The sequence below is a fragment of the Amycolatopsis umgeniensis genome, assembly GCF_014205155.1.
Taxonomy (GTDB): domain Bacteria; phylum Actinomycetota; class Actinomycetes; order Mycobacteriales; family Pseudonocardiaceae; genus Amycolatopsis; species Amycolatopsis umgeniensis.
The window spans coordinates 4,351,517-4,372,389 of sequence record NZ_JACHMX010000001.1 but is presented as its reverse complement, the minus strand read 5'-3'; the positions used below and the strand labels follow the sequence as shown (position 1 = coordinate 4,372,389).

Below are 20,873 nucleotides of genomic sequence, written 5' to 3'. Positions count from 1 at the left end.
CGGCGAGCTAGCCGTTGTCGCCTCTGCCGCCACCGCGGCCGGGACCGTTGCCGTTCCCCTCTTCCCCGTTGTTCTCGCTGGAGGAAGGCGGGTTCTTCGAGCTCGACGGCGGGTCTTCCTCATTCCGCGAGGACGACGAACCCGTCGACGGGCCGGTCGACGGAGTGCCGGTCTCGTTCGAGTCCTCGTCCCCTTCCGGCGGGGTCTGCGTCGACGGGATCGTGTTGCTGTCGTCCCCGCCGATGATCTTGACCTTGTCGAAGCGCTCCCCCGGCTTGCCGTTCAGGTAGAGCGAGAGGAACTTCTGCCAGATCGGCCCGGCGATCGTCGAACCGAAGATCGCCTTGCCGTTCTTGCCCTTCAGCGCCTTGTCGCCGTCGCCGCCGACCCACACCGCGGCCGAGATCGACGGCGTGTAGCCGACCATCCAGGTCTGCGAGTTGGAGTCCTTCGCCGACGCCGGCTCACCCTGCCGGTAGGTGTGCTGCTGGGTTCCGGTCTTGCCGGCGCACTCGTGGTTGTTGGGGCACTTGAGCTTCGAGAACGGGATGACACCCTTGAGCGACTCGGTGACGTTGCCCGCGATCTGCTTGCTCTTGTCGGAGTCGTCGGAGAAAGCCGGCTTCGCCTCTTCCGGAGCCGAGTATGCGGCCTCGTCCTGCGAGTTGGTCACCTTGGTGACGAAATGCCTGGTCCGGCGCTGGCCATCGCCCGCGAAGGTCGCGTACGAGGCGGCCATGTCCTCCGGGCTGACGGCCGTCTTGCCACCGCCGAGCGCGATGTTGTTGTCGGCGAACAGTTCCGAGGCGCCTTCGGGGGCGGGTTTGATCCCGGCGTCCTTGGCGGCCTGTGCCACCGGCCCGGGTTTGGTCACGTTCACGACCATGTCGTAGAACACCGTGTTCGCCGACCGCTGCATCGCCTCGGACACCGTGCACTGCGCCGAACACGAGCTGCCGGGACCGGCGTTCCGGATCGTCTGCTTCCCGAACTGCCGGTTGTTGGACCCGTCGAACGTCGAGTTGATGCCGCCCTTGCCCATCTGCATGTACGCGGTGAGGTCGAACGGCTTCATCGAAGACCCGGGGTTCTGCGGAGTGTTCGCCCAGTCCCGGCCCTTCTGGTCTTGGCCGTTGGGCCCCTTCACGATGGACGGGCCACCGTAGTACGCCTTCACGCCGCCGGTCTTGGGGTCGATCGCGACGAGCGCGTTGAGCAGGTTCTCGTCGGTCTGGCCCTTCATCCCGTCGGCGACCGCCTGCTCGGCCGCGGCCTGCGCCTTCGGGTCGATGGTCGTGTAGACCTTGTAGCCGCCCGTGTAATAGACGTCGCCGGTGATGCCGTTCGCGGCCAGTTCGTCTTTGATCTTGTCGCGGATGAACGGGTTCACCACCCCGGCCTGTTCCTTGTCGGTCTGCGGCACCGGCGTCGGGAACTGGAGGTTCGCGCGATCCGCGGCGGAGAGGAAACCGTTCTGCACCATGCGGTTCAGTGCGACCGTCCAGCGTTCGTTCGCGACCTTCGGGTTCTCTGAGCGGCCTGGCTGCTGGATGAGACCCGCGAGGAGCGCGGCTTCGGAGGCGTTCAGCTCGCCCGCGGGCTTGGCGAAGAACGCCTGAGCGGCCGACTCGATGCCGTACGCGCCGCGTCCGAAGTAGATGATGTTCAGGTACGCCGAGATGATGTCCTTTTTCTCGTACGTCTGGTTCATCTTGAAGGATTTGGCGAGCTCGGTCCATTTACGGGTGAGCGACGATTCGTCGTCCCCGCTGGCGACCTTGATGTACTGCTGGGAGATGGTCGAACCACCGCCCTTGCCCGCGGTCACCTGGTTGTAGACCGCGCGCAGGATGCCGCCGATGTCGAAGCCGGAGTTCGTCTCGAACGAGGCGTCCTCGGTGGCGATGACGGCCTTCTTGACGATGTCGGGGATCTGCTCCGGCGTCAGGATCTGCCGGTTGCCACCCTTGGGCACGTCCTTGCCCATCTCGGTGTTGTCGGCGTAGTAGTAGGTCACCGCCTGGCCCTGCGTGGCCGCGATCGCCTGCGGCGACGGGACGTCGACGGCGAAGTAGGTGATCACGAACGCGATCGCCGGGATGACGACGAAAAGGCAGAACAGGGCGAGCACCACCCGCCGGATTCGTCTCCACCGGCGCTTCTTGCGCTGCGCCGGGGTGAGGATCGGTTTCCCGTTCTCGTCGGTCTCCGGGGCGTACTGCTCATCGTCGTACTGGTCGTCGTAGCCGCGGTCGGCTTCGTACCGGTGCTCCGTGCCGTTGTGCTCGTGGTGCGTGATGAGGTCCGGCTCGTGCTGCGGCGCGACCGGCGGCCGCTGCGAACGCCGCGGCTGCTGGGGCTGCTGGGGCGGCGGCTGCTGCTGGGGAGAACCCTGCCGCTGCCACGGCGCCTGCCCCGGACCCTGCGAACCGGGACCCTGCCGCTGCCCGTAGCCCGGAGGCGGTCCTCCGGCGGGGCGGCGGGGCGGTCCGGCCGGGCGTTGCGGACGACGGGCGGGGTCAGGGTCCTGACCTGGCCATCCGCCGTGGGGATCGTCGTTCACTTTGACGTCCTCCGAACCTTTCGTGGGTGAGCGCGGTCCTGCGGTCGCAGGTCTCCTTCTACTTAAGACGTATCAGATCGGTTCAGGTTCATCGGCGGCCACGAAAAAAGGTGTGCCGGGCAGCCCGCCCGGCACACCTTTTTCATGCTCTTCGCCCGGTCATCACGGATCTTCGCCGTTCGGGAACAACGGTTCCGTGGTCCCCGGCCCCGGTCTGGTCGGCTTCGTGGGCTTGGTCGGCTTCGTCGGCCAACCGCCGGTTTCCGTCGGCTCGGTCGGCTCGGTGGGGATCGTCGGCGTCGGCGTGGTCGTCGGCGTCTCGGGCGGCGCCGACGTCGGCGGCGGCTTCGAAACCGTCGTCGTCGGCACGGACCTGGCGTCCTTGCCGATCGCCTTGACGTTGTCGAACTTCTCCGTCGGCTTGCCGGTCATGTACCGGGACATGAAGTCTTCCCAGATCGGGCCCGCGATGGTCCGGCCGTAGACCGGCTTGCCGCTCTTGTCGTGCAGCGGCTTGTTGCCGTCGCCGCCGACCCACACCGAGGTCGAGATGGTCGGCGTGTAGCCCACCATCCAGGTCTGCGCGTTGCGGTCGCGGTAGCTGGCCGGGTCGCTGTCCTTGAAGTCGTACTGCTGCGTGCCGGTCTTGCCCGCGCAGTCGTGCCCCTTCGGGCACTTCAGCTTCGAGTACGGGATGACCTCTTCGAGCGCGTCCGTGACGTTGCCGGCGATCTGCTTGCTCTTGTCGGCGTCGTCACTGAAGGCGGGAGAGCCCTTGGGGGCCGTCTCGTCGAACTCGACCTCGTCCTGGGAATTGGCCAGCTTGGCGACGAAGTGCTGCTTCTGCCGGACGCCTTCACCGGCGAAGGTGGCGAACCCGGCCGCCATGTCCTCGGCCGTGGTGACCGTGCCACCACCGCCGAGGGCGATGTTGATGTCGGGGCTCAGCTTCGCCTTGCCGCCGTCGGCCTCCACCATCACGCCGGCTTCCTTCGCGGCCTTCGCCACCGGGTCGATCTTCGTCGCGTTGCGGACCATGTCGTAGAACACGGTGTTCGCGGAGACCTTCATCGCCTCGGCGACCGTGCACTGCGTGCCACAGTTGGAGCTCTCGCCCGCGTTCCGGATCGTGCGGCCGTCGAACTTCCGGTTGTTGGAGCCGTCGAACGTCTCGCCGAGCCCCTTGCCCATCTTGAGGAAGGCCGTCAGGTCGAAGGCCTTGAACGCCGATCCGGGGTTGTGCGGCACGTTCGCCCAGTCGATGGCCTGGACGTCCTGACCCTTGTCGTTCTTCGTCCAGTCCGGGCCGCCCCAGTAGGCGACCACGCCGCCGGTCTTGGGATCGATCGCGACCAGCGCGTTCAGGATGTTCTCGTCGGTCTGGCCCTTCATCCCCTCGGCGACGGACTCCTCGGCCATCTTCTGCGCCTTGGGGTCGATCGTCGTGGTGATCTTGAAGCCGCCCTGGTGCAGCCTGGCCTGGTCGTAACCGCGGGCCTCGAGCTCGTCGATCACGCGGTTGCGGATGTGCAGGCTCAGTGTCCCGGCGTCGTCGGCCTTGGCCTGGGACTTCGGGATCGGCTTCGGGAACTCCGCGGTGGCGCGCTGACCCGGGTCGAGCCACTTGTTCGCCACCATCTGGTCCATCACGAAGCTCCAGCGCCGCTGCGCGTATGCCTCGTTCTCGGATTTGCTCGGCCCCTGGATCAGGCCCGCGAGCAGTGCCGCCTCGGGCGCGCCGAGCTCCTTGGCCGGCTTCTTGAAGTAGGCCTGAGCGGCCGCCTCGATGCCGTTCGCGCCGCGTCCGAAGTAGATGGTGTTGAGGTATGCGGTGATGATCTCCTCTTTGGACATCTGGTTGTTCATCTTGAAGGACTTCGCCAGCTCGGTCCATTTACGCGTGAGCGTCGGCGCCTCGTTGGCCGTGGCCTTCTTGATGTACTGCTGGGAGATCGTCGAACCGCCGCCTTGGCCGCCGGTGACGTTGTTGTAGACCGCGCGCAGGATGCCGCCGACGTCGAAACCGGAGTTGGTCTCGAAGGACGAGTCCTCGGCCGCGTACACGGCCTTCTTGACCACCTCCGGGACATCGCCTGGCTGCAGCAGATACCGGCTTCCGCCGGTGCCGGGTGAGATCTTGCCCATCGGGCTGCCGTCGGCGTACATCAGCGTGATCGGCTGGCTCTGCAGGCTCGCGACGCTTTCCTGCGACGGGACGTCGACCAGGAAGTACGTGATGACGAACGCGATCGCCGGTACCACCACGAACAGGCCGAACATCGAGTAAAGGACACGTCGGATGATCCGCCAGCGGCGCTTCTTGCGCTGCTTCGGCGTCAGGACCTTTTTCTTCTTGTCGCCGTCTTCGTCCTCGGCGGGCTCGTCGTCGTACGGCTCGTCACCCTCGGCGCCGAGCGCCGTGCTTTCGTGACGATCGTCATAGCGGTCGTCGTACGGGTCGTAGCCGTACGGGTCTTCGGTGCCGTTGTGCGCGTGGTGCGTGATGAGTTCCGGCTCGCGCTCGTACGGCTCCGGCTCGACCGGGCGGACCATCGCGGTCGCCTGATCGGCGGGAGCGGGGGGACGGCGGTTGCCCGGCGGAGGCGGCGGCGGGCGATGACCGACGGCGCCCTGCTGGGAGCGCTGGGGGCGGCCACCGGGCGGCGGGGGCCCCTGCCTGCGCGGGGGCATGCCGTTGGGGCGGCGCGGGGCCGCGGGACGGCGTGGTTCGTCGTCGGACGGCCACTCCGGGCCGCCACCGCCGTCACCAGGCCATTGGGGATCCGCGGGGCGTGGGGCCGCGCGGCGCTCGCCGTTCGGGGGTGTCCGGCGCTGGGGGCGGCGCGGGGGCTCCTCACCCGGCCAGCCGGGGTCGTCGGCTTCGCCCGGCCAGTGGGCACGGCGAGGTGCATCAGGCTCCTGGCCTGGCCAGGAGCGGTTGCGGTCGTCGTTCACGAATGGGCCTCCCAGACCGGCGCTTCGGGGGACGCCGCTCTGTGCTCAACTGCGATTTCGATACCTGTCACTGACCCGCTGTCCTCTGTGACCGGGTCCGTGGCCGGGTGCTTCCCGGTTCTCCTGTTCCGAGGACGTAGGACCGCACCAGGTGGTTCCAGTGACAGCTCCGGCATACCTCGACTTCGTAGACGGTGAACTCGGCGAAGTGCCCGTCCATCCGCACCAGTTCGTCCGGCGTCTTGGCCGATCCGGCGACGTGTTTGAGCTCGTCGCCGTACACCCAGGACACCAGGGTCAGTTCCTCCCGATGACAGACCGGGCAGTCCTGCTCACCAGGTCGTCCGTGGAATTTCGCGGCCCGCAGGAGGTACGGGCCCGCGTCGCAGACGTCGTATGTGCCGACCCGTCCGGAGTGGACGCCCTTGAGCAGCGCGCGCCGCTGTAAGGCGTAGTCCACGACCTGCCGCTGGTTTCGCACGCCAACAGAGTACGGGCTCTTGCTGTGTGGTCCACGCCCCGTTCTCGGGGGGACGGACCGTGCACGGTCGGACACGCCGACGATTCGATAACTCTCCGGTGAATTTCATCCGGTTCCGGAGGGTTCGATCGGGGTTAGCTACACCACTCCGATGTATCGGCGCGATATAGTGGGCCGGTAGGTTGACCGAGCCGGTCTCGGTGGCCAACGCGACCGGTCGCGGTTTGTTCCCGGAAGGGGGTGCGGTGTGCTCGAGCTCGCGATCTTGGGGCTGTTGCACGAGACCCCCATGCACGGTTACGTGCTGCGCAAACGTTTGCACGAGACGCTCGGGATGTTCCGGACGTTCTCGTACGGCTCGCTGTACCCGACACTGCGTCGGCTGCTTCGGTCCGGTTACCTCGTCGAGGAGCTCGAAGAGGTGGAAGACAGGGCATGGGCACGCCGGGGCAAGCGCGTGTACAAGCTCACCGCCGAGGGCAAGGAACGGTTCGCCGAACTGCTCGGCGACGCGGGCCCGCAGACGTGGGACGACGAAGGCTTCGGCGTCCATCTGGCGTTCTTCTCGAGGACACCGGCCGACGTCAGGATGCGAATCCTGGAAGGCCGCCGTCGTCGGGTCGAGGAGCGCCGAGAAGGGCTTCGGACGGCAATGGCGCGGGCCGAGGAGAAGATCGACCGCTACACCCGTGAGCTGCACCGGCTCGGGCTGGAGTCCAGTGAGCGGGAGGTGCGCTGGCTCAACGAGCTGATCGCGCACGAACAGGCCGAGCAGCGCGGACCGGAGACCTGAGGCGCTCTCCGTGCCCGCAAGGCATCAGCACTACCTACAACTGTTGGACGAATGAAGGAGAAACCGGCATGGGCGAGAACCGCCGCGTTCGGGTGGCCATCGTGGGCGTCGGCAACTGTGCGGCCTCGTTGGTCCAGGGCGTTCAGTACTACCGCGACGCAGATCCCAGCACCCGCGTGCCCGGTTTGATGCACGTCGTGTTCGGCGAGTACCACGTCCGCGACATCGAGTTCGTGGCCGCGTTCGACGTGGACGCCAAGAAGGTCAGCCGCGATCTGTCCGAGGCGATCTTCGCCAGCGAGAACAACACCATCAAGATCGCCGACGTGCCGCCGCTGGGTGTCACCGTGCAGCGCGGTCACACCTACGACGGGCTCGGCCGGTTCTACCGCGAGACCATCGAGGAGTCCGACGAGACCCCGGTCGACGTCGTCGCGGCGCTGCGCGAGGCCGAGGTCGACGTGCTCGTCTCCTACCTGCCGGTGGGTTCCGAAGAGGCCGACAAGTTCTACGCGCAGGCGTGCATCGACGCCGGTGTGGCGTTCGTCAACGCGCTGCCGGTGTTCATCGCCTCCGACCCCGAGTGGGCGGAGAAGTTCCGCGCGGCCGGCGTGCCGATCGTCGGTGACGACATCAAGTCCCAGGTCGGCGCCACCATCACGCACCGCGTGCTGGCGAAACTGTTCGAGGACCGCGGCGTCCAGCTGGATCGGACGATGCAGCTCAACGTGGGCGGGAACATGGACTTCCTGAACATGAAGGAGCTCGAGCGGCTCGAGTCGAAGAAGATCTCGAAGACCCAGTCGGTCACCTCGCAGGTCGACCGCGAGCTCGGCAAGGGCAACGTCCACATCGGACCGTCGGACTACGTGCAGTGGCTCGACGACCGCAAGTGGGCGTACGTCCGGCTCGAGGGCCGCGCCTTCGGCGACGTGCCGCTGAACCTGGAGTACAAGCTCGAGGTGTGGGACTCGCCGAACTCGGCGGGCATCATCATCGACGCCGTGCGCGCCGCGAAGATCGCGAAGGACCGCGGCATCGGCGGCCCGATCCTGTCGGCTTCCTCGTACTTCATGAAGTCGCCGCCGGAGCAGTACGACGACTCCACCGCGCGCGACGAGGTCGAGAAGTTCATCGCTGGCGAAGCCTGACCTCTTGTAGCGAGCTATGAAGGCTCCTTTCGCTGCATCGCATGTGGCGAAAGGAGCCTTCGTTGCGTTTACGCGAGGAAGGCTCCCTCAAGCTCTGCTCAGCGCTCGCTGTGAAGCAACTCTTCAATCTGGTCGACTGCCGTCTCGATGGCACCTGCGTTCTCGACCAGGACCAAAGGCGGTTGTCTGAACTCGCGATCGGCTACCCGCTGTAGCCGATCTTCCTGAGTTGCGGGTCGCCCATCATCGGCGAGTCGTCTGTCGAGGAGTTCATCCGGGGAGTCGACGAAGACCGGAAGCCACGTCCCATGTTGCCTTGAATGAGCCACCTGAACGGCCAGTTTTGGTGTGATCGTCATGACCGGAATCTGCTGGCGCGCCAGAATCGCCCGGACCTCGGCATGCTCAATTCCGTATTCGTAGCCAGAATAGTTTGCCTCTACGAAAAGTGCGCCTGAACTGGATAGTTCCGCAAACCTGGCCATAGTGGCATATTCGTACGCTCCGGCGCGGTCGTCCGACCGCGAGGGGCGGGTGGTGACCGCCGGAACGGGCACGCAGATTTCGAGCCGCTCCGAAAGAAGAACCACGATCGTGGTCTTGCCTGCGCCCCTGGTTCCGGTGACAATGAGTCCCCGCTGTTTCATCCGGGAAAAATAGCAGAGTCTCCGGGGAGAAGGGCTTCCATTGAGCCATATGGAGGACCTGATCATTGTCGGAGCAGGGCCAGCCGGACTGGCGGCCGCATCGGCCGCTCGGAGCATGATGCCGCTCGTGGTCGAAGCCGGACGTATCGTTCGACAGCGTAGGCACGAAGATCCGGTCGAAGCTGTTCAGGGTGTCGGCGGGGCTGGCCTGTTCTCGGACGGGAAGTTCTCCTTTTGGCCCTCGGCGACAAAGTTGTGGTCTTTGAATTCTCACTTTCTTGAGCTCTCGTATTCTTGGCTGTCGAGAATTCTTTCGACAGTAGGAATCGTCGCGCCAGAGCCTGCTTGGGGAAAGGTAGGACACGAGCAAACAGTTTTCGCCGGTGAAAAAAGATATCTTTCGCTGGGGTCTTCCTATTCGGACCGCGAGCGACTCGTCGAGCAACTTGCGAGCTCATCTGTAAGATTGCGAGTTCAGTGCCGGGTGACCCGGATCGTGGATGAGGGAGGCTCATGGACGGTGGAACTCGACTCCGGCGAGAAGATCTCATCGAGATTTGTAATCATTGCGACGGGGAGACTCGGTCCCCTAGCCCTCAAAAAGTGGATCCCCGGCGCCATGATGAGGCATCTGAGATTCGAAGCCGGTGTCAGGATCGAGCAACCCGCTGATCGATTCTTTCTCGATTCACACGGGCAACTCGATCCGAAGTTCATCTGGCGAAGCGACGACGGCCGTGTCGAATGGAGGACTTTCTGCTGCTGCAGACAGGGGAAAGTAGTCGATACCAGGTTCGACGGGTTGACTACTGCTTGTGGTCGTGCAGATTGCCCGCCGACGGGCTGGTCGAATGTTGGATTCAACGTGCGCATGTTCGGCACCCCTGAGGTGGGACCCGCACAAGATCATCTTTTGGCGGCCGCGAAAACACTTCGGGTTCCGGTGAGGCAGCGGCTCTCGGCGTTCCTCGATGATCAAGGGAGTATGCAGCAGGAGACACTTGAAAGTGTACTCGGAGTCCACCTCTCGGCGCGCCTGGCCGAAGGGCTGTGTCTGCTCATGCGAGAATTTCCCGAACATGACTTGACAGACGCCGTACTTGTCGGTCCTACCGTGGAAGGTGTCGGATTGTATCCACTGTATGGCGAGACGTTGGAGACTCCGGCTCGAGGGCTGTGGGTCGCCGGTGACCTCGCGGGTACCTTCCGTGGCCTGACCGCCGCGTTGTTGAGTGGTCATGTTGCAGGTCAAGCGGTTGTCGATGCTCAAAGGAGTAGACCGTGAGTGGTCAAAAATTAATTTACACAGCGCAGTCGAAGCATTATTTCTACTGTCGAGACGCTGTTTGTGAATTTGTGTTTCAGCAGGGTGCGGTACCTCTCAATCCTTTTCGTGCTTTTGACTACTTCCTCGGAGACAGAGTTCATCGAGATGAAGTCCGCGACGGGAACCGTCGCCTTCTGCAGGCCTGCGACGAGGTCTGGATCTTTGGGGACACACTGGCCGACGGTGTTCTGATCGAGATCGCACAAGCGACGCAATCCATGAAGCCAGTCAAATATTTCACTATCGATAACGTCGCCAAGAACATTCATGAAGCCAAACCGGATGACCTGGACGTCGAGAATGAGGTTCTGGACCGGACTGGGCTCGGTCGCGATGATCTGGTTCGTCGTTTGACGAGTGGTGCGTTGGAAACCATAGTCAACGCGATGGGAAGAACCCAACAGTTGAACGGTTCGCTCCATGAGTCACCGGCGATCTGACGCCGTCTACCTTCATTACCTGGACCGTGAGCTGAACGAGGCCGCTGGTCGGTTTCCGCATGAGCAAGATTTGATCAGAGCCACTCGATTATTAACCTTCTTCACGCAGTCCGAGCTCTATTGCGGGCTGTCCGCGATCTGGGAAAACCATCGATTAGGTGGTCGCACCCGGGAAGACTTCGAATTGCTCCTTCGCTGTGGGGAAATGCAGACCGTAAGTCGAGACGCTACCCTGGCGGAATTCAAGAGGTCACGCGCGATCGCGTATCTTCATGACAGGGATCGCTATCTGAATTACTATACGCAGGCTGGCGACCGATTGGAATGGTTGGTTCCGACATGGTCGAAGGCCGGTGGGAGCACGGCACCGTTACTTCAGTCGATGAATTCGTGGGCTGCGACCATCCCGGTTCACAACTATGACCGGAGATTCATGCCTGCAATACATGCGGCGCGCGAACCTGTGCAAGAAGCGATACTCAGGCGAGAAACCCAGGCAATCACATATAGCTACTTCAAGGGTTTTCTTGGCGATCTCGGAGAAAACCCTCATGTAGAGTACGCGGTGCGGCGTCAGATCAGTCGAGGATTCACGGCTGACAATCAAAGGCATGGCGGTGGCGACATCGCGACCGGCATACCAGAATTGGTCGACTTTGATGACTTGTCTGTCGACTTTCCCAATCATGATATCCATATTTTGGGAGAACTTGCTGCGGCCTGCAATATGAGCAAGGCATTCGATGTGGTGCAGCTGGGTGCCGACTTTTGGGTGAAGTACGTCCAGTGCAGAACGTCGAGTGAAGCTCAATTGCTCGCAAGTACTGTGCGCTGGCTGCTCACGGGACTTTACCTTACAGAATTCGAACGACACCCGGCCGCGGCTGAAGACGAAGTTGAATTCCATGGTCAACATCAAATTCGGCGGCGAATGCTGATGAAAGTCAGGGAAGTCACCCGCGGTTCTGGGAGGCCGAATTTCTTTGAACCGGAAGCTGATCCAGAGGATATTATCGAACATGTTCAGAATCACTTGGCATGGATTGCGGAGCGGCTCGCCAAGCGGGATCCGGTTCTCGGGCATATTCTAGAAGAGAGCAGGGGGAGGATCGGCATGGATGGAGCAGACGTACTCCTGGTTACCGTCAACGAGGCGGAAACAAAAGCGTTGCGTGCAGCATTTCGGGACGCCGGGCACTCTGGAAGGTCTCAATTCGGGGCGGTCAATACCTATTCGATCTACGGGCCGATTTCCGGTGCTGTCGTAGCTCACGTTCGATGCAGTATGGGATCAGGAGGACAAGGCGGTTCGTCACTGACGGTCACGGATGCGATCCGGGACTTGAAACCGAGCTCTGTCATCGGCGTTGGCGTGGCATTCGGCATGGACGAGCGGCAACAGGCTATCGGTGAGGTGCTTTTGTCGGAGAAGCTTACTTCTTACGAGCCTCAACGATTGGGCTCTGACTCCGGCGGCGATCTCGTCGTGACTCCTCGTGGGCCGAGCGCGGAATGCTCTCCCCGCCTGCTGGGGCGATTCAGGGATGTTTATGTCGATGATCTGGATTTCAAGATCAATGCAGGAGAAATGCTGTCCGGGGAGAAGTTGATCGACAATTCGCATTTCAAAAGAGCGCTCCTCGAAAAATTTCCCGAGTCGATCGGCGGTGAAATGGAAGGCGCGGGAGTGCACTCCGCCGCCGGTCGGGCGAACACGGACTGGATCGTTGCGAAGAGTGTCTGTGATTACGCGGAGCGAAAGTCGCACGACAAGGAGGCCCGGCAGGCCTTGGCCGCGCGCAATGCGGCTCGCTTGGTCATGCGAGCCCTCGAATCTGGAGGTCTCGCCAAGCCTTGATGAGGGCGCTCAGCTCTCCAGCGCCGCCGGCAGGTCCGTGATCGTCGCGACAACCGTCGTCTGCGCCAGTACGGCCGGATCCGGCGGGAAGTGCGGATTCGGCACCGCGTACACCGTCATCCCCGCGGCCAGCGCGGCGCGAAGCCCGTTGGTCGTGTCCTCCACGGCCGCGCAGTTCTTGGGCTCCACGCCCAGCAGTTCGGCCGCCTTCAGATAGACGTCGGGCGCCGGCTTCCCGGTGCCACTTTGATGACATACCTGGGCACATGGCTCTCCGGCTTCCCCTCAAGATGACCTTGCCCGACTCGCTGCTTGACCGCCTGTTTGCCCTGGCGAAGCGCGATGGCCAAGCGGCTTTCATGTACGCGCGAATCTCCATGGACCGGATCGGTGGTGGCCTGGGTGTCGGGCGCCAGCTCAACGACCTATGCGACTTGTACGAGCGTCTTGGGCTGAGACTCGCCGGTGTCTACGTCGACAACGACATCTCGGCCTACTCGGGCAAGAAACGTCCGGACTATCTCCAGATGCTTGACGACGTCGCGCAGCAGCGCGGTACGGCCGTGACCGCTTGGCACACCGACCGGCTTCACCGATCCCCTGTCGAACTTGAGCACTACATCACGGTGTGCGAGCCGGTCGGCTGCATGACGTACACCGTCAAGGCGGGACACCTCGACCTGTCGACCCCTGCCGGGCGGATGGTGGCGCGCCAGCTTGGCGCCGTTGCCCGCTTCGAGAGCGAGCACAAGGCGGACCGCATCCGTGCGGCCATGCACCAAAACGCCATGAACGGCCAGTACAACGGCGGGTTGCGGCCGTTCGGCTTCGAGTCGGACGGTGAGACCGTCCGCTATGAGGAAGCGGCCGAGATCATCTCGGGCACCGAGACCGTACTCGCGGGCGGCAGCGTTCGCGGCCTTGTCATGGATGCGAACAGGCGGGACGTTCTGACTTCGCAAGGCAACAAATGGGACACCCCTGGATATCGGGACATGCTTCTACGACCCCGGAATGCCGGTCTGTCGGTCTATCGCGGTGACATCGTCGGTAAAGCCGTCTGGGCGCCCATCGTGCCCGAGGACACCTGGTACGCGCTCCGTGCGCTGCTTACGGACCCCAAGCGGCTCACCAACGCTGGCAACAACCGCGTGAAGTGGCTCGGCACCGGGCTTTACATCTGCGGCGTGTGTGAGTGGCCAGGAATGAAGATCGGACGTGGAGCGCGCTCCGACTACCGCGGGTACAAGTGCGGAAGCCCGCACCCGAAGAACGGGATTCGGCACGTCGTCCGGCACGCTGAGTCGCTCGACAACTTCGTCGAGAAGCTGCTCGTTGCTCGACTCTCACAGCCGGATGCACACGACCTACTCGTCGCGAGCGATCGAGCACAGGAGATCGATACGGTGGCAATGCACAACGAGGCGAACGTGCTGCGTCAGCGACTCGACGAGCTTTCGGCGATGTTCGCCGAGGGCACGATTACCGCGGCGCAATTGCGCACCGGCACGCGCAAGTCGCGCGAACGACTCGAGGCAATCGAGCGCGACATCATCGTCGCTGCGCAGGTGGACCCGCTCGCGGGGGTCGCGGGCGCACCGAACGTCGCGGATGTCTGGTTCGGCACCAAGCCGGACCGGTCCGACGGACTCAGCATCGGTCGGCGCCGAGCCATCCTCGACACGATGGTCTCCGTGACCGTGCTCAAGAGCCCGCCTGGTCGTCACGCGAAAGGCTTGTACTTCTCGCCCGAGACGGTGCGGACCGAATGGAAAGAGCGCGCCGCGGCGTGACACCTCGCGTGTGATCGTCGACGTATGACGAGCAGCACGCAGACGGCGGAGCGCGCCGAGGTCGACGAGCACATCGACCGGCTTGTCGCCGAGGCGCCTCCGCTTAGCTCCGAGCAACGCGACCGGCTCGCCGTCCTCCTGAACCCGACTCGGTCAGCTAGCTCACACTGCGGTGCCGAAGGTCGGCCGTAGCATCTACCCACGTGGCTACGGAACCCAACGGGCAAGAGCTGACGCGCTGGAAGATCCACGGCGAACGGCTTGTCGACGACACGCGCCGTGACCGCGTGAGCATCGCCTCGGTCGAGCTGCCCGACGGCGTGAAGTTCGAGCAGTGGGTGTTTCGCATCCGCCCGGCCGCGATGATGGCCGTTCTCGACGATCAAGACCGCGTGCTCATGCTGTGGCGGCACCGCTTCATCATCGACCGGTGGGTGTGGGAGCTGCCCGGCGGTTACGTCAATCCGGACGAAGATCCCGCGGTGACCGCCGCGCGCGAGGTCGAGGAAGAGACCGGCTGGCGCCCGCTCGACGTCGAGCCGCTCGGATTGCTGCAACCCATCGTCGGCAGCGCGGACGCCGAGAACCGGCTGTACGTGGCTCGACGGTCCGAGTACATCGGCGAGCCCGCGGATATCAACGAGGCCGAGCGGGTCGCTTGGATTCCCCTCGACACGGTCCGAGAACGGATCTTGAAGGGCGAGATTGTCGGTGCAGCATCGCAGGTCGCGCTACTGCACATCCTCGCCTTCTACCGCTGAGCCCTACGCCGGCGTAGGGACGCCAACGGCTTTCATCTGTACGTAGACCGAGCGCACCCGGTGGTCGGCGCGGTAGGGGGCAAGGCGCAGGCCGACGTCTGCGAGGTAGGCGCCGCCCCTGATCGACCGAACGGTCTTGCTCATCTGCACCGCCTTCTCCGCCTCGGCGCACGCCTCGTCCACACGGCCTTGATCAGCGAGGATCGACGAGAGAAGGGCAGTGTTGAACAACCGACCTCGTTCGTACCCTTCGCTCATGCCGAGCGACCGACGGGCGAACTGCTCGGCGTCCGCAGGGTGGCCGAGGTCGCGGAAGGTATGAGCGAACTTGGCCGACAAGTAGGCGTTGTCGAAGTAACTCAGCCAAGCAGGCCCGGAGCCCGGCACGAACCGCTCGAAAGCCCGTTCAGCCTGACCGAGCGCCGCGAAGCACGCCCCGGTGTTGCCCTTGAGCGCCTGGCCGTGCGCCTCCAACACGGCTGCCTCGGCTTGCAGCGCGACCAGACCGGAACGCCTCGCCGTTTGCCTGGACGCGAGCGCCATGTCGACCGCGACGTCGCGGGATCGGGTGAACGCCGCGTGGTGCGACATGGCGGCGAGCATCTCGGCCTCGAGCGCGTCGTCGCCGGCGTCCTGCGACAGCTTCAACGCTTCGCGCAAATGCCGTTGCCCGTCCGCTGCGTTGCCGACGTCGTAGGCGCTCCATCCTGCGACCTGGTGTAGCTCAGCCGCGGCGGCGGACAATTCGGCTCGAGCGGCTGTAGTCCTGCTGGTGTCGTTCAACATCGGCGTCACGCTCGAGGTCAAATAGCTGGTGATCGTGGTCGTTCCGCGGCTGTGGCCGCCACCGAACCGGTTGTCGAGCTGGCGGAACGTCTCCGTCATGTGACGGACGATCTCGGCGTCGGTGCTTCTCGGCTTCACCGATCCGGACGCGGCCACCGGGGGCGAGCCGAGCAGGGACGCGCCAATCGCTGTGACGCCTACGCTTGCGGTCTTGAAGAACTGTCGCCGTTGCACGTCATCGAGGCTAACCGCGGCGGCCGATTCGGCCGATTCTTCGGGCGTATGGGAAACGCTGAACCAGAGCAGCGAGCGTGGCACATGCAGAGCCAATGCCCAGCGCTCGAGCTTGTCCAGGTCGCTCGGACGCCGAGCGTCGTCAGCCTCGAGACGGCTTACTTGCCCTTGCGTGAGGCCGACCCACATGCCGAGCGCAGCTTGCGAGACATGGGGGTTGCGCACTTGGCGGTAGGCCGCAAAGAGCCAGCCGAAATGACGCGCCTTGAGGGCTGTGCGGATGCTGTCCGCTTCCCAGAACGCGGCGGGTTGTGGCTGCGCTTCGTGCGAGACCAGCCGACGAGTGCAGATGCCGCAGTGGTTGCTTACGCGGTCGCGAGCTAGCCGTGCGCCGCACGCCTCACAGGTTCGCGCTGCTCTCCGCACCCTGGTAACCCCTCGTCCATCGTTCACCGCGCAGTGTATGCGAGTCGCCACGCTATGTCGCCGGATTCCATGCAAGTCATGCATGGAATCCGGCGCTAAGACGCTGTACCTGCCGGATCTCATACGCCGATGTCGTTTTCCGCGGGGGTTCTTCGGCGGACGCTCATTGCATGTACGAGGTAGCTCACGGTAACAACGCCACGTCGCACTACGTTGCGCCCCTGCTTGACGGGGTTGCCGCGTGAGCGCCGGCGAGGTTGCCGTGCGCGCCGTGATCGGTGCCGTTGCTGGCGCTGCTGTGGTTGCAGCCTTGGTCCCGTATCTGCGCCACGCTCGCCGGCACCGCGCACGCTTCCTCGACGAGCAGCGGTCGGCCAAGTCGCGCAACGGCCGGAAGCCGGCAGGCATGTCCGGCGATCCCCTCGAATTCGTGGCGGGTGCGGAGAGAAGGCCCCTCGGCGCTCCGCATCCGCCACGCTCCAACGCTGCGACCGCTCGTCAGAAGGTCGCCACGACTGGTGAGGTTTTCGCGCGCGCGGCGGCGTCGATTCCCGAGCGTGACCGGGTGATGGTCTGGCGCGAACTTACCGACGAAAGCCGACCATTTCGAGTCGCCTACCGGTGGGCGACAAGTTTCGGCAAGCTATTTACGCTCAGCGTTCTTTTCTTTGTAGCTTCCATCGTCGCCCTTCTTGGTGACTATTCGCGCGTCGTTCTGGTGGCGACCTTGTCGGCTAGTGCGATCCTCGTCGGAATTCCGGCAGCCAAGTTGCACCGTATCGCGTGGCAGGCACTCAACCTGTCGGCCGGCGTGTACGTAGTTGCACTCAAGGGAGAAAATCATGTGGACGAGTGAAGATGCTCTCAAAGAGTTGGTCTCCCGCAACTTTCGAGCCATTGAACTTGCCGGTTCGCAGGGGCAGCCGGAAATGATGTTGTTCTCGCGGGGCTGGGAAGAACCCTATATGGACGAGGTTATCGTCAGGGGCGAGGATGACGCGACCGCATGTAGGCGGCGGCTTGCGGACGATGTCGACTTGCTCGAGCGCAAAGACTACGTCTGGTACAAGGATGGGTCGGTGGTCGAAGTAGTCGACGAACTGATTTTTCATCTTCCACACCCCGCCAATCCTGCGGCCCCAAAGCTGGTGATACCGACTCCGGGCACGCTTTGGCTCCCGCCTGGCGCCCGAACCGAAGTCCATTCGTAGCGCTACTCAAATTCAGACTGTGGGGCTCTTATGTCTTTCGTGACTATTGCTGGCGTGGTTATCAGTCTTACGCTCATGGCGCTGGTCGCTCTTTTTCTGCGCGTCTATGTTTTCGCGTCGAGCGCGGGGCGACATGCGCTCGGTGTCGATGTTGCCAATGGGAAGTGTTGTGTCGTTGATGGCCTTATCGACGTTGGGGAGGTGGTCTATGTGCCGGTCGTTGATGAAATTATCGACCAATGTGAACTTGGCTTGACCGTTAACGACGACTTCCCAACTGGTTTGAGTCTGGTTCGCCCGTATCTCGAACACTTCTACCTGGAAAGCGAAAAAACGATCGAATTCGCCGCCATCAAGTGGTTTGGGGACGACGAATTCGAGAGCGTGAGCGGACAGCTTGAGCTCGTCGCATGACAGGCACACGGTGCGAGGTCGCACGAGCACCACCCGCGCGAGAATGCCGGGAACCAACACGAGAAGGGCCGAACGTGGCGCACCCGAACATGATGCTTGACCACCCCGGATGGCTGCGTGGCGATGACGGGCGCGCTCGGCGCGTGCTGCGGTCCGTCGGCTCGGTGTGGTCGGTGATCTGTACGCCGTCGCCATCCGGCGGGCATCTGGTCGACACCGTCCGGCTCTCCGGCGACACTGACGTCGCGCCGGCCGTCGACACGATGGACCCGCGAACGCTGGTCGGCGACGCGGTCGTTTGCGAGCCGCTGCGGGCCGACGGCGCGGTTGCGCGCGTACGGACCTCGGACGTGTGGGAAGCGCTCGGTACAGCGGTCACCCGCCAAGTGATCAAGGCCGCGACCGCGCGCGAAAACTACCGCCGGTTCTGCGAAATCTACGGCGAGCGGTACGACACCGCGGCCGGTCCGGCGTGGTTGTTCCCCTCGCCTGAGACCGTGCTCGCGCTGTCCGACGCCGAGTTCGACGTGTTGCGGATGAAGTTCTTCCGCGGCGGCCTGCGCTCGGCTGCCGAGGCGAGCCTCAAGGCGGCCGACGACTGGGCCGGGATGACGGGCGAGCAGCTCGTCGCCGCGGTGCAGAGCGTCCGTCGCATCGGCCCGTGGACGGCCGGCGCCACCGTCGCCGACGTCACCAACGACTACAGCCTCTATCCCTTCGCCGACCTCGCGGTGCGCACCTGGGCGGGCAAGCTCGCCCCTTCGGTCGACTGGCCGAAACCCGAACCTGAGTTCGGGCGGTTGTGGCAAGCGATGGCCGGCGCGCAGTTGTCCGAGTGGACGCTGCTCACCCTCGCTTGGGGAGTTCGACATGCAACCGGAGTTGCCCTCTGACCTGATCGCCGGCGCCGACCTCCGCCGGGAGATCGATGTCCTGTTCGTCAACGCGCCGTTGCGCGACTACGACGAGCGCCCGCGGGTGAATGACTTCACGTTGCCCGTGCTCGGCATGGCTTACATCGCCACCTACGCGGCCGCGCAGGGGTTCAACGTCGGCGTGCTCGACGCCGAGGCGCATGGGCTCGGCATCGAGCAGACCGCCCGCCTGGTGAACGCGGCCGCGCCGCGGTGGGTCGGGTTCAACCTGCTGGCCCCGACGTATGAGATCAGCGCTCGTATTGCCGAGAGGCTCGACCGCGACATCATGCTCATGCTCGGCGGCCACCAGGCGAAAGCCATGCCGGCCGAGATCCTGTGCGACCAGCGGATGAGCCAGTGCGAAGCGTTGGTGATCGGTGAAGGCGAGACGCGGGTCGCCGCGCTGCTCGACGACCACAAGCGGCGGACGGAGCTGCCTGGGGTGATGTGGCTCGACCCGATCATGCGCGAGCCGGTCACGGGCGGAATCGGCAAGAACGGGCACCACCTGGTGCCGGACATCAACGCGTTGCCGTTCGTCGACCGCGGCTACCTCGCCCAAGACCCGCACTACGACAACGGCCGTCTTGAGGCGAACATGGTCGGCGCCCGCGGCTGTCCCTACGACTGCTCGTTCTGCGGCGCCGCGGTGTCGGCTAACCCGGATATCACCATCCGTACCCGCGAACCGCACAACATACTCAATGAGATGGACGAGCTTCGCGGCACCGGTGTGAACGCGTTTCGTTTTGTCGACGACCTGTTCCTCGGCGTTCCGCGCGTCATCACAACGATGATGACCGCGTTCACTGCGGACCACGTCGGCGACTGGGCGAAGTGGGACGCCACCGGGCGAATCAACGTGCTGAACCGCATGAGCGACGACATGCTCGACACCCTCGCGACGAACGGTCTGCGCGAGGTCGCGCTCGGCGTCGAGTCCGGTAACGCGCGGATGCTCGAGCGGATCGACAAGCGCATCACTCCCGACATGGCGCGCTCGGTGGTGGAGCGGCTCACCATGCGCGGAGTCAACGTCAAGGGCTATTTCATCCTGGGGTTTCCGACCGAGACGCGTGCCGAGATCGACGACACGGTGCGGCTGGTTCACGACCTGTGGGACCTCGCCGACAACCAGCCGGGCCGGTTCCGCGCCTCGGCGTTCGAGTACCGCCCGTATCCGGGTACGCCCGACTGGGGCGAGTTGATGAAGTCCGGGAAGTTCACGGCCGAGCAATTGCTCAACTACAGCGCCGTTGACCTCACGTCCGACGGCGTCGACGAGTCGATGCGCGAGCGCGACGAGTTCAATTTCTCCGTCAACATTCAGTTGAGCGAGGCGCCCATCGACTACATCCGCCGCAACCTCGTCACGATCTCCCGCGCGCAGTTCGACCGGAAGGCGGCCGCGTGACCACCACTCACCGCGGGGCGTTCGTCACCCTCGACGGACCGGCCGGCGTCGGCAAAACCACGACTGCGCGCCTGCTGCGCGAGTACCTCGTCGGCACGTACGGCTACCAGGTGTGCGCCACGACCGAACCCACACCGGAGACACTCGGCCACATCGCCCGCCACAACACTGACACCTACCGCGGTCATACCCTCGCGTGCCTGGTCGCCGCCGACCGCTATCACCACCTTGAGACGGCGGTCCGGCCCCATCTCGCCGAGGGCGTCATCGTGGTGTGCGACCGTTACGTCGCCTCGTCCTACGTGCTGCAATGCATGGACGGCGTGCCGCTGCCGTTCGTCGAGGCGATCAACGCGGCGGCTGACGTGCCGGATCTCGCTGTCATCCTGCAAGCGCCACCGGAGGTCACGGCTGCCCGGGTCGCCGCTCGCGGCGCGCACGACCGGTTCCACACCGGCGAGGAGAGCAGCCGAAGGGAAAGCGAGCTGTACGAAAAGGCCGCGGAAAGGCTCGCGAGGTGGCGGTATCCCGTGCTCGCCGTGGACACCGCCGGTGCGTCGCCGGACAAGATCGCGGCCTACCTCGCGGACCGAATCGCCGACATGGTGGAAGGTCCCGCCGCTGAGGTGGCCTCGGCGTAGCCTGCCTGCGAGCCCACCGGCGCGGGCGGGCTCGCAGGTTCGACACCGCCACCTCGTGAGG

General features: G+C 64.3%; 18 protein-coding genes and 1 pseudogene. 13 read left to right on the top strand and 6 right to left on the bottom strand.

All coding sequences use genetic code 11. The features are described from left to right. Positions 1 to 7: 7 nt before the first annotated feature. The 3 genes from HDA45_RS20460 to HDA45_RS20450 all read right to left on the bottom strand — a co-directional run bounded on the left by HDA45_RS20460 (position 8) and on the right by HDA45_RS20450 (position 5,999). Positions 8 to 2,563, bottom strand: coding sequence for a transglycosylase domain-containing protein (locus HDA45_RS20460; protein ID WP_184897695.1), 2,556 nt, complete (start codon positions 2,561 to 2,563; stop codon positions 8 to 10). 162 nt (positions 2,564 to 2,725) lie between these two features. Next, positions 2,726 to 5,116: a transglycosylase domain-containing protein gene (locus HDA45_RS20455; protein ID WP_184905843.1), complete on the bottom strand. Its 2,391-nt coding sequence runs from the start codon at positions 5,114 to 5,116 to the stop codon at positions 2,726 to 2,728. 469 nt (positions 5,117 to 5,585) lie between these two features. Beyond that, positions 5,586 to 5,999, bottom strand: a complete 414-nt coding sequence (locus HDA45_RS20450; RefSeq protein WP_184897693.1) for a DUF5318 family protein — start codon at positions 5,997 to 5,999, stop codon at positions 5,586 to 5,588. Between the two features lie 247 nt (positions 6,000 to 6,246). Between HDA45_RS20450 and HDA45_RS20445 the strand changes: the two genes are divergently transcribed. Next, the gene (locus HDA45_RS20445; RefSeq protein ID WP_101611504.1) at positions 6,247 to 6,792 is read left to right on the top strand and encodes a PadR family transcriptional regulator; all 546 of its coding nucleotides are present in this window, start codon (positions 6,247 to 6,249) and stop codon (positions 6,790 to 6,792) included. A 68-nt stretch (positions 6,793 to 6,860) separates the two neighbouring features. Further along, the gene (locus HDA45_RS20440; protein WP_044849462.1) at positions 6,861 to 7,943 is read left to right on the top strand and encodes an inositol-3-phosphate synthase; all 1,083 of its coding nucleotides are present in this window, start codon (positions 6,861 to 6,863) and stop codon (positions 7,941 to 7,943) included. 98 nt (positions 7,944 to 8,041) lie between these two features. Here HDA45_RS20440 and HDA45_RS20435 read toward each other — a convergent pair whose 3' ends face one another. After that, the gene (locus tag HDA45_RS20435; RefSeq protein ID WP_184897691.1) at positions 8,042 to 8,590 is read right to left on the bottom strand and encodes a nucleoside/nucleotide kinase family protein; all 549 of its coding nucleotides are present in this window, start codon (positions 8,588 to 8,590) and stop codon (positions 8,042 to 8,044) included. Between the two features lie 49 nt (positions 8,591 to 8,639). Between HDA45_RS20435 and HDA45_RS20430 the strand changes: the two genes are divergently transcribed. The 3 genes from HDA45_RS20430 to HDA45_RS20420 are packed head-to-tail and all read left to right on the top strand — an operon-like array spanning position 8,640 to position 12,215. Continuing rightward, the gene (locus HDA45_RS20430; RefSeq protein WP_184897689.1) at positions 8,640 to 9,875 is read left to right on the top strand and encodes a hypothetical protein; all 1,236 of its coding nucleotides are present in this window, start codon (positions 8,640 to 8,642) and stop codon (positions 9,873 to 9,875) included. Beyond that, positions 9,872 to 10,357 carry a DUF7768 domain-containing protein gene (locus tag HDA45_RS20425; RefSeq protein ID WP_184897687.1) on the top strand — a complete coding sequence of 162 codons (486 nt, stop codon included), beginning with the start codon at positions 9,872 to 9,874 and terminating at the stop codon, positions 10,355 to 10,357. The genes HDA45_RS20430 and HDA45_RS20425 overlap by 4 nt, the downstream gene beginning before the upstream one ends. Further along, on the top strand, positions 10,338 to 12,215 hold the full coding sequence (locus HDA45_RS20420; RefSeq protein ID WP_184897685.1) for a 5'-methylthioadenosine/S-adenosylhomocysteine nucleosidase family protein: 1,878 nt from the start codon (positions 10,338 to 10,340) through the stop codon (positions 12,213 to 12,215). The genes HDA45_RS20425 and HDA45_RS20420 overlap by 20 nt, the downstream gene beginning before the upstream one ends. Positions 12,216 to 12,224: 9 nt before the next feature. Here the strand turns inward: HDA45_RS20420 and HDA45_RS20415 are convergent. Next, positions 12,225 to 12,464, bottom strand: a pseudogene (locus HDA45_RS20415) (HAD family hydrolase); the annotation flags it as partial. Positions 12,465 to 12,505: 41 nt separating this feature from the next. Here HDA45_RS20415 and HDA45_RS20410 point away from each other — a divergent pair. Both HDA45_RS20410 and HDA45_RS20405 read left to right on the top strand, forming a co-directional pair. Then, positions 12,506 to 14,008 carry a recombinase family protein gene (locus tag HDA45_RS20410; protein WP_184897682.1) on the top strand — a complete coding sequence of 501 codons (1,503 nt, stop codon included), beginning with the start codon at positions 12,506 to 12,508 and terminating at the stop codon, positions 14,006 to 14,008. A 203-nt stretch (positions 14,009 to 14,211) separates the two neighbouring features. Continuing rightward, entirely contained in the window at positions 14,212 to 14,769 is a 558-nt protein-coding gene (locus tag HDA45_RS20405) for an NUDIX domain-containing protein (protein WP_184897680.1), read from the top strand. A gap of 3 nt (positions 14,770 to 14,772) precedes the next feature. Here HDA45_RS20405 and HDA45_RS20400 read toward each other — a convergent pair whose 3' ends face one another. Continuing rightward, positions 14,773 to 16,215: an NsdA family TPR-like regulatory protein gene (locus HDA45_RS20400; protein ID WP_343072113.1), complete on the bottom strand. Its 1,443-nt coding sequence runs from the start codon at positions 16,213 to 16,215 to the stop codon at positions 14,773 to 14,775. 241 nt (positions 16,216 to 16,456) lie between these two features. On the opposite strand from HDA45_RS20400, the gene HDA45_RS20395 reads away from it, so the two are divergent. The 6 genes from HDA45_RS20395 to tmk all read left to right on the top strand — a co-directional run bounded on the left by HDA45_RS20395 (position 16,457) and on the right by tmk (position 20,812). Continuing rightward, positions 16,457 to 17,071 carry a hypothetical protein gene (locus HDA45_RS20395; RefSeq protein ID WP_184897678.1) on the top strand — a complete coding sequence of 205 codons (615 nt, stop codon included), beginning with the start codon at positions 16,457 to 16,459 and terminating at the stop codon, positions 17,069 to 17,071. Further along, positions 17,058 to 17,426, top strand: a complete 369-nt coding sequence (locus tag HDA45_RS20390) for a hypothetical protein (RefSeq protein ID WP_184897676.1) — start codon at positions 17,058 to 17,060, stop codon at positions 17,424 to 17,426. The genes HDA45_RS20395 and HDA45_RS20390 overlap by 14 nt, the downstream gene beginning before the upstream one ends. A gap of 75 nt (positions 17,427 to 17,501) precedes the next feature. After that, entirely contained in the window at positions 17,502 to 17,840 is a 339-nt protein-coding gene (locus tag HDA45_RS20385) for a hypothetical protein (protein WP_184897674.1), read from the top strand. A 74-nt stretch (positions 17,841 to 17,914) separates the two neighbouring features. Beyond that, a complete protein-coding gene (locus tag HDA45_RS20380) occupies positions 17,915 to 18,733 on the top strand; it encodes a DNA glycosylase family protein (protein ID WP_343072112.1) in 819 nt (272 codons plus the stop codon). Then, complete coding sequence (locus HDA45_RS20375; RefSeq protein WP_184897672.1) at positions 18,711 to 20,171, top strand: B12-binding domain-containing radical SAM protein; 1,461 nt, start codon at positions 18,711 to 18,713, stop codon at positions 20,169 to 20,171. The genes HDA45_RS20380 and HDA45_RS20375 overlap by 23 nt, the downstream gene beginning before the upstream one ends. Then, a complete protein-coding gene (tmk, locus tag HDA45_RS20370; RefSeq protein ID WP_184897670.1) occupies positions 20,168 to 20,812 on the top strand; it encodes a dTMP kinase in 645 nt (214 codons plus the stop codon). The genes HDA45_RS20375 and tmk overlap by 4 nt, the downstream gene beginning before the upstream one ends. Positions 20,813 to 20,873: the final 61 nt, after the last annotated feature.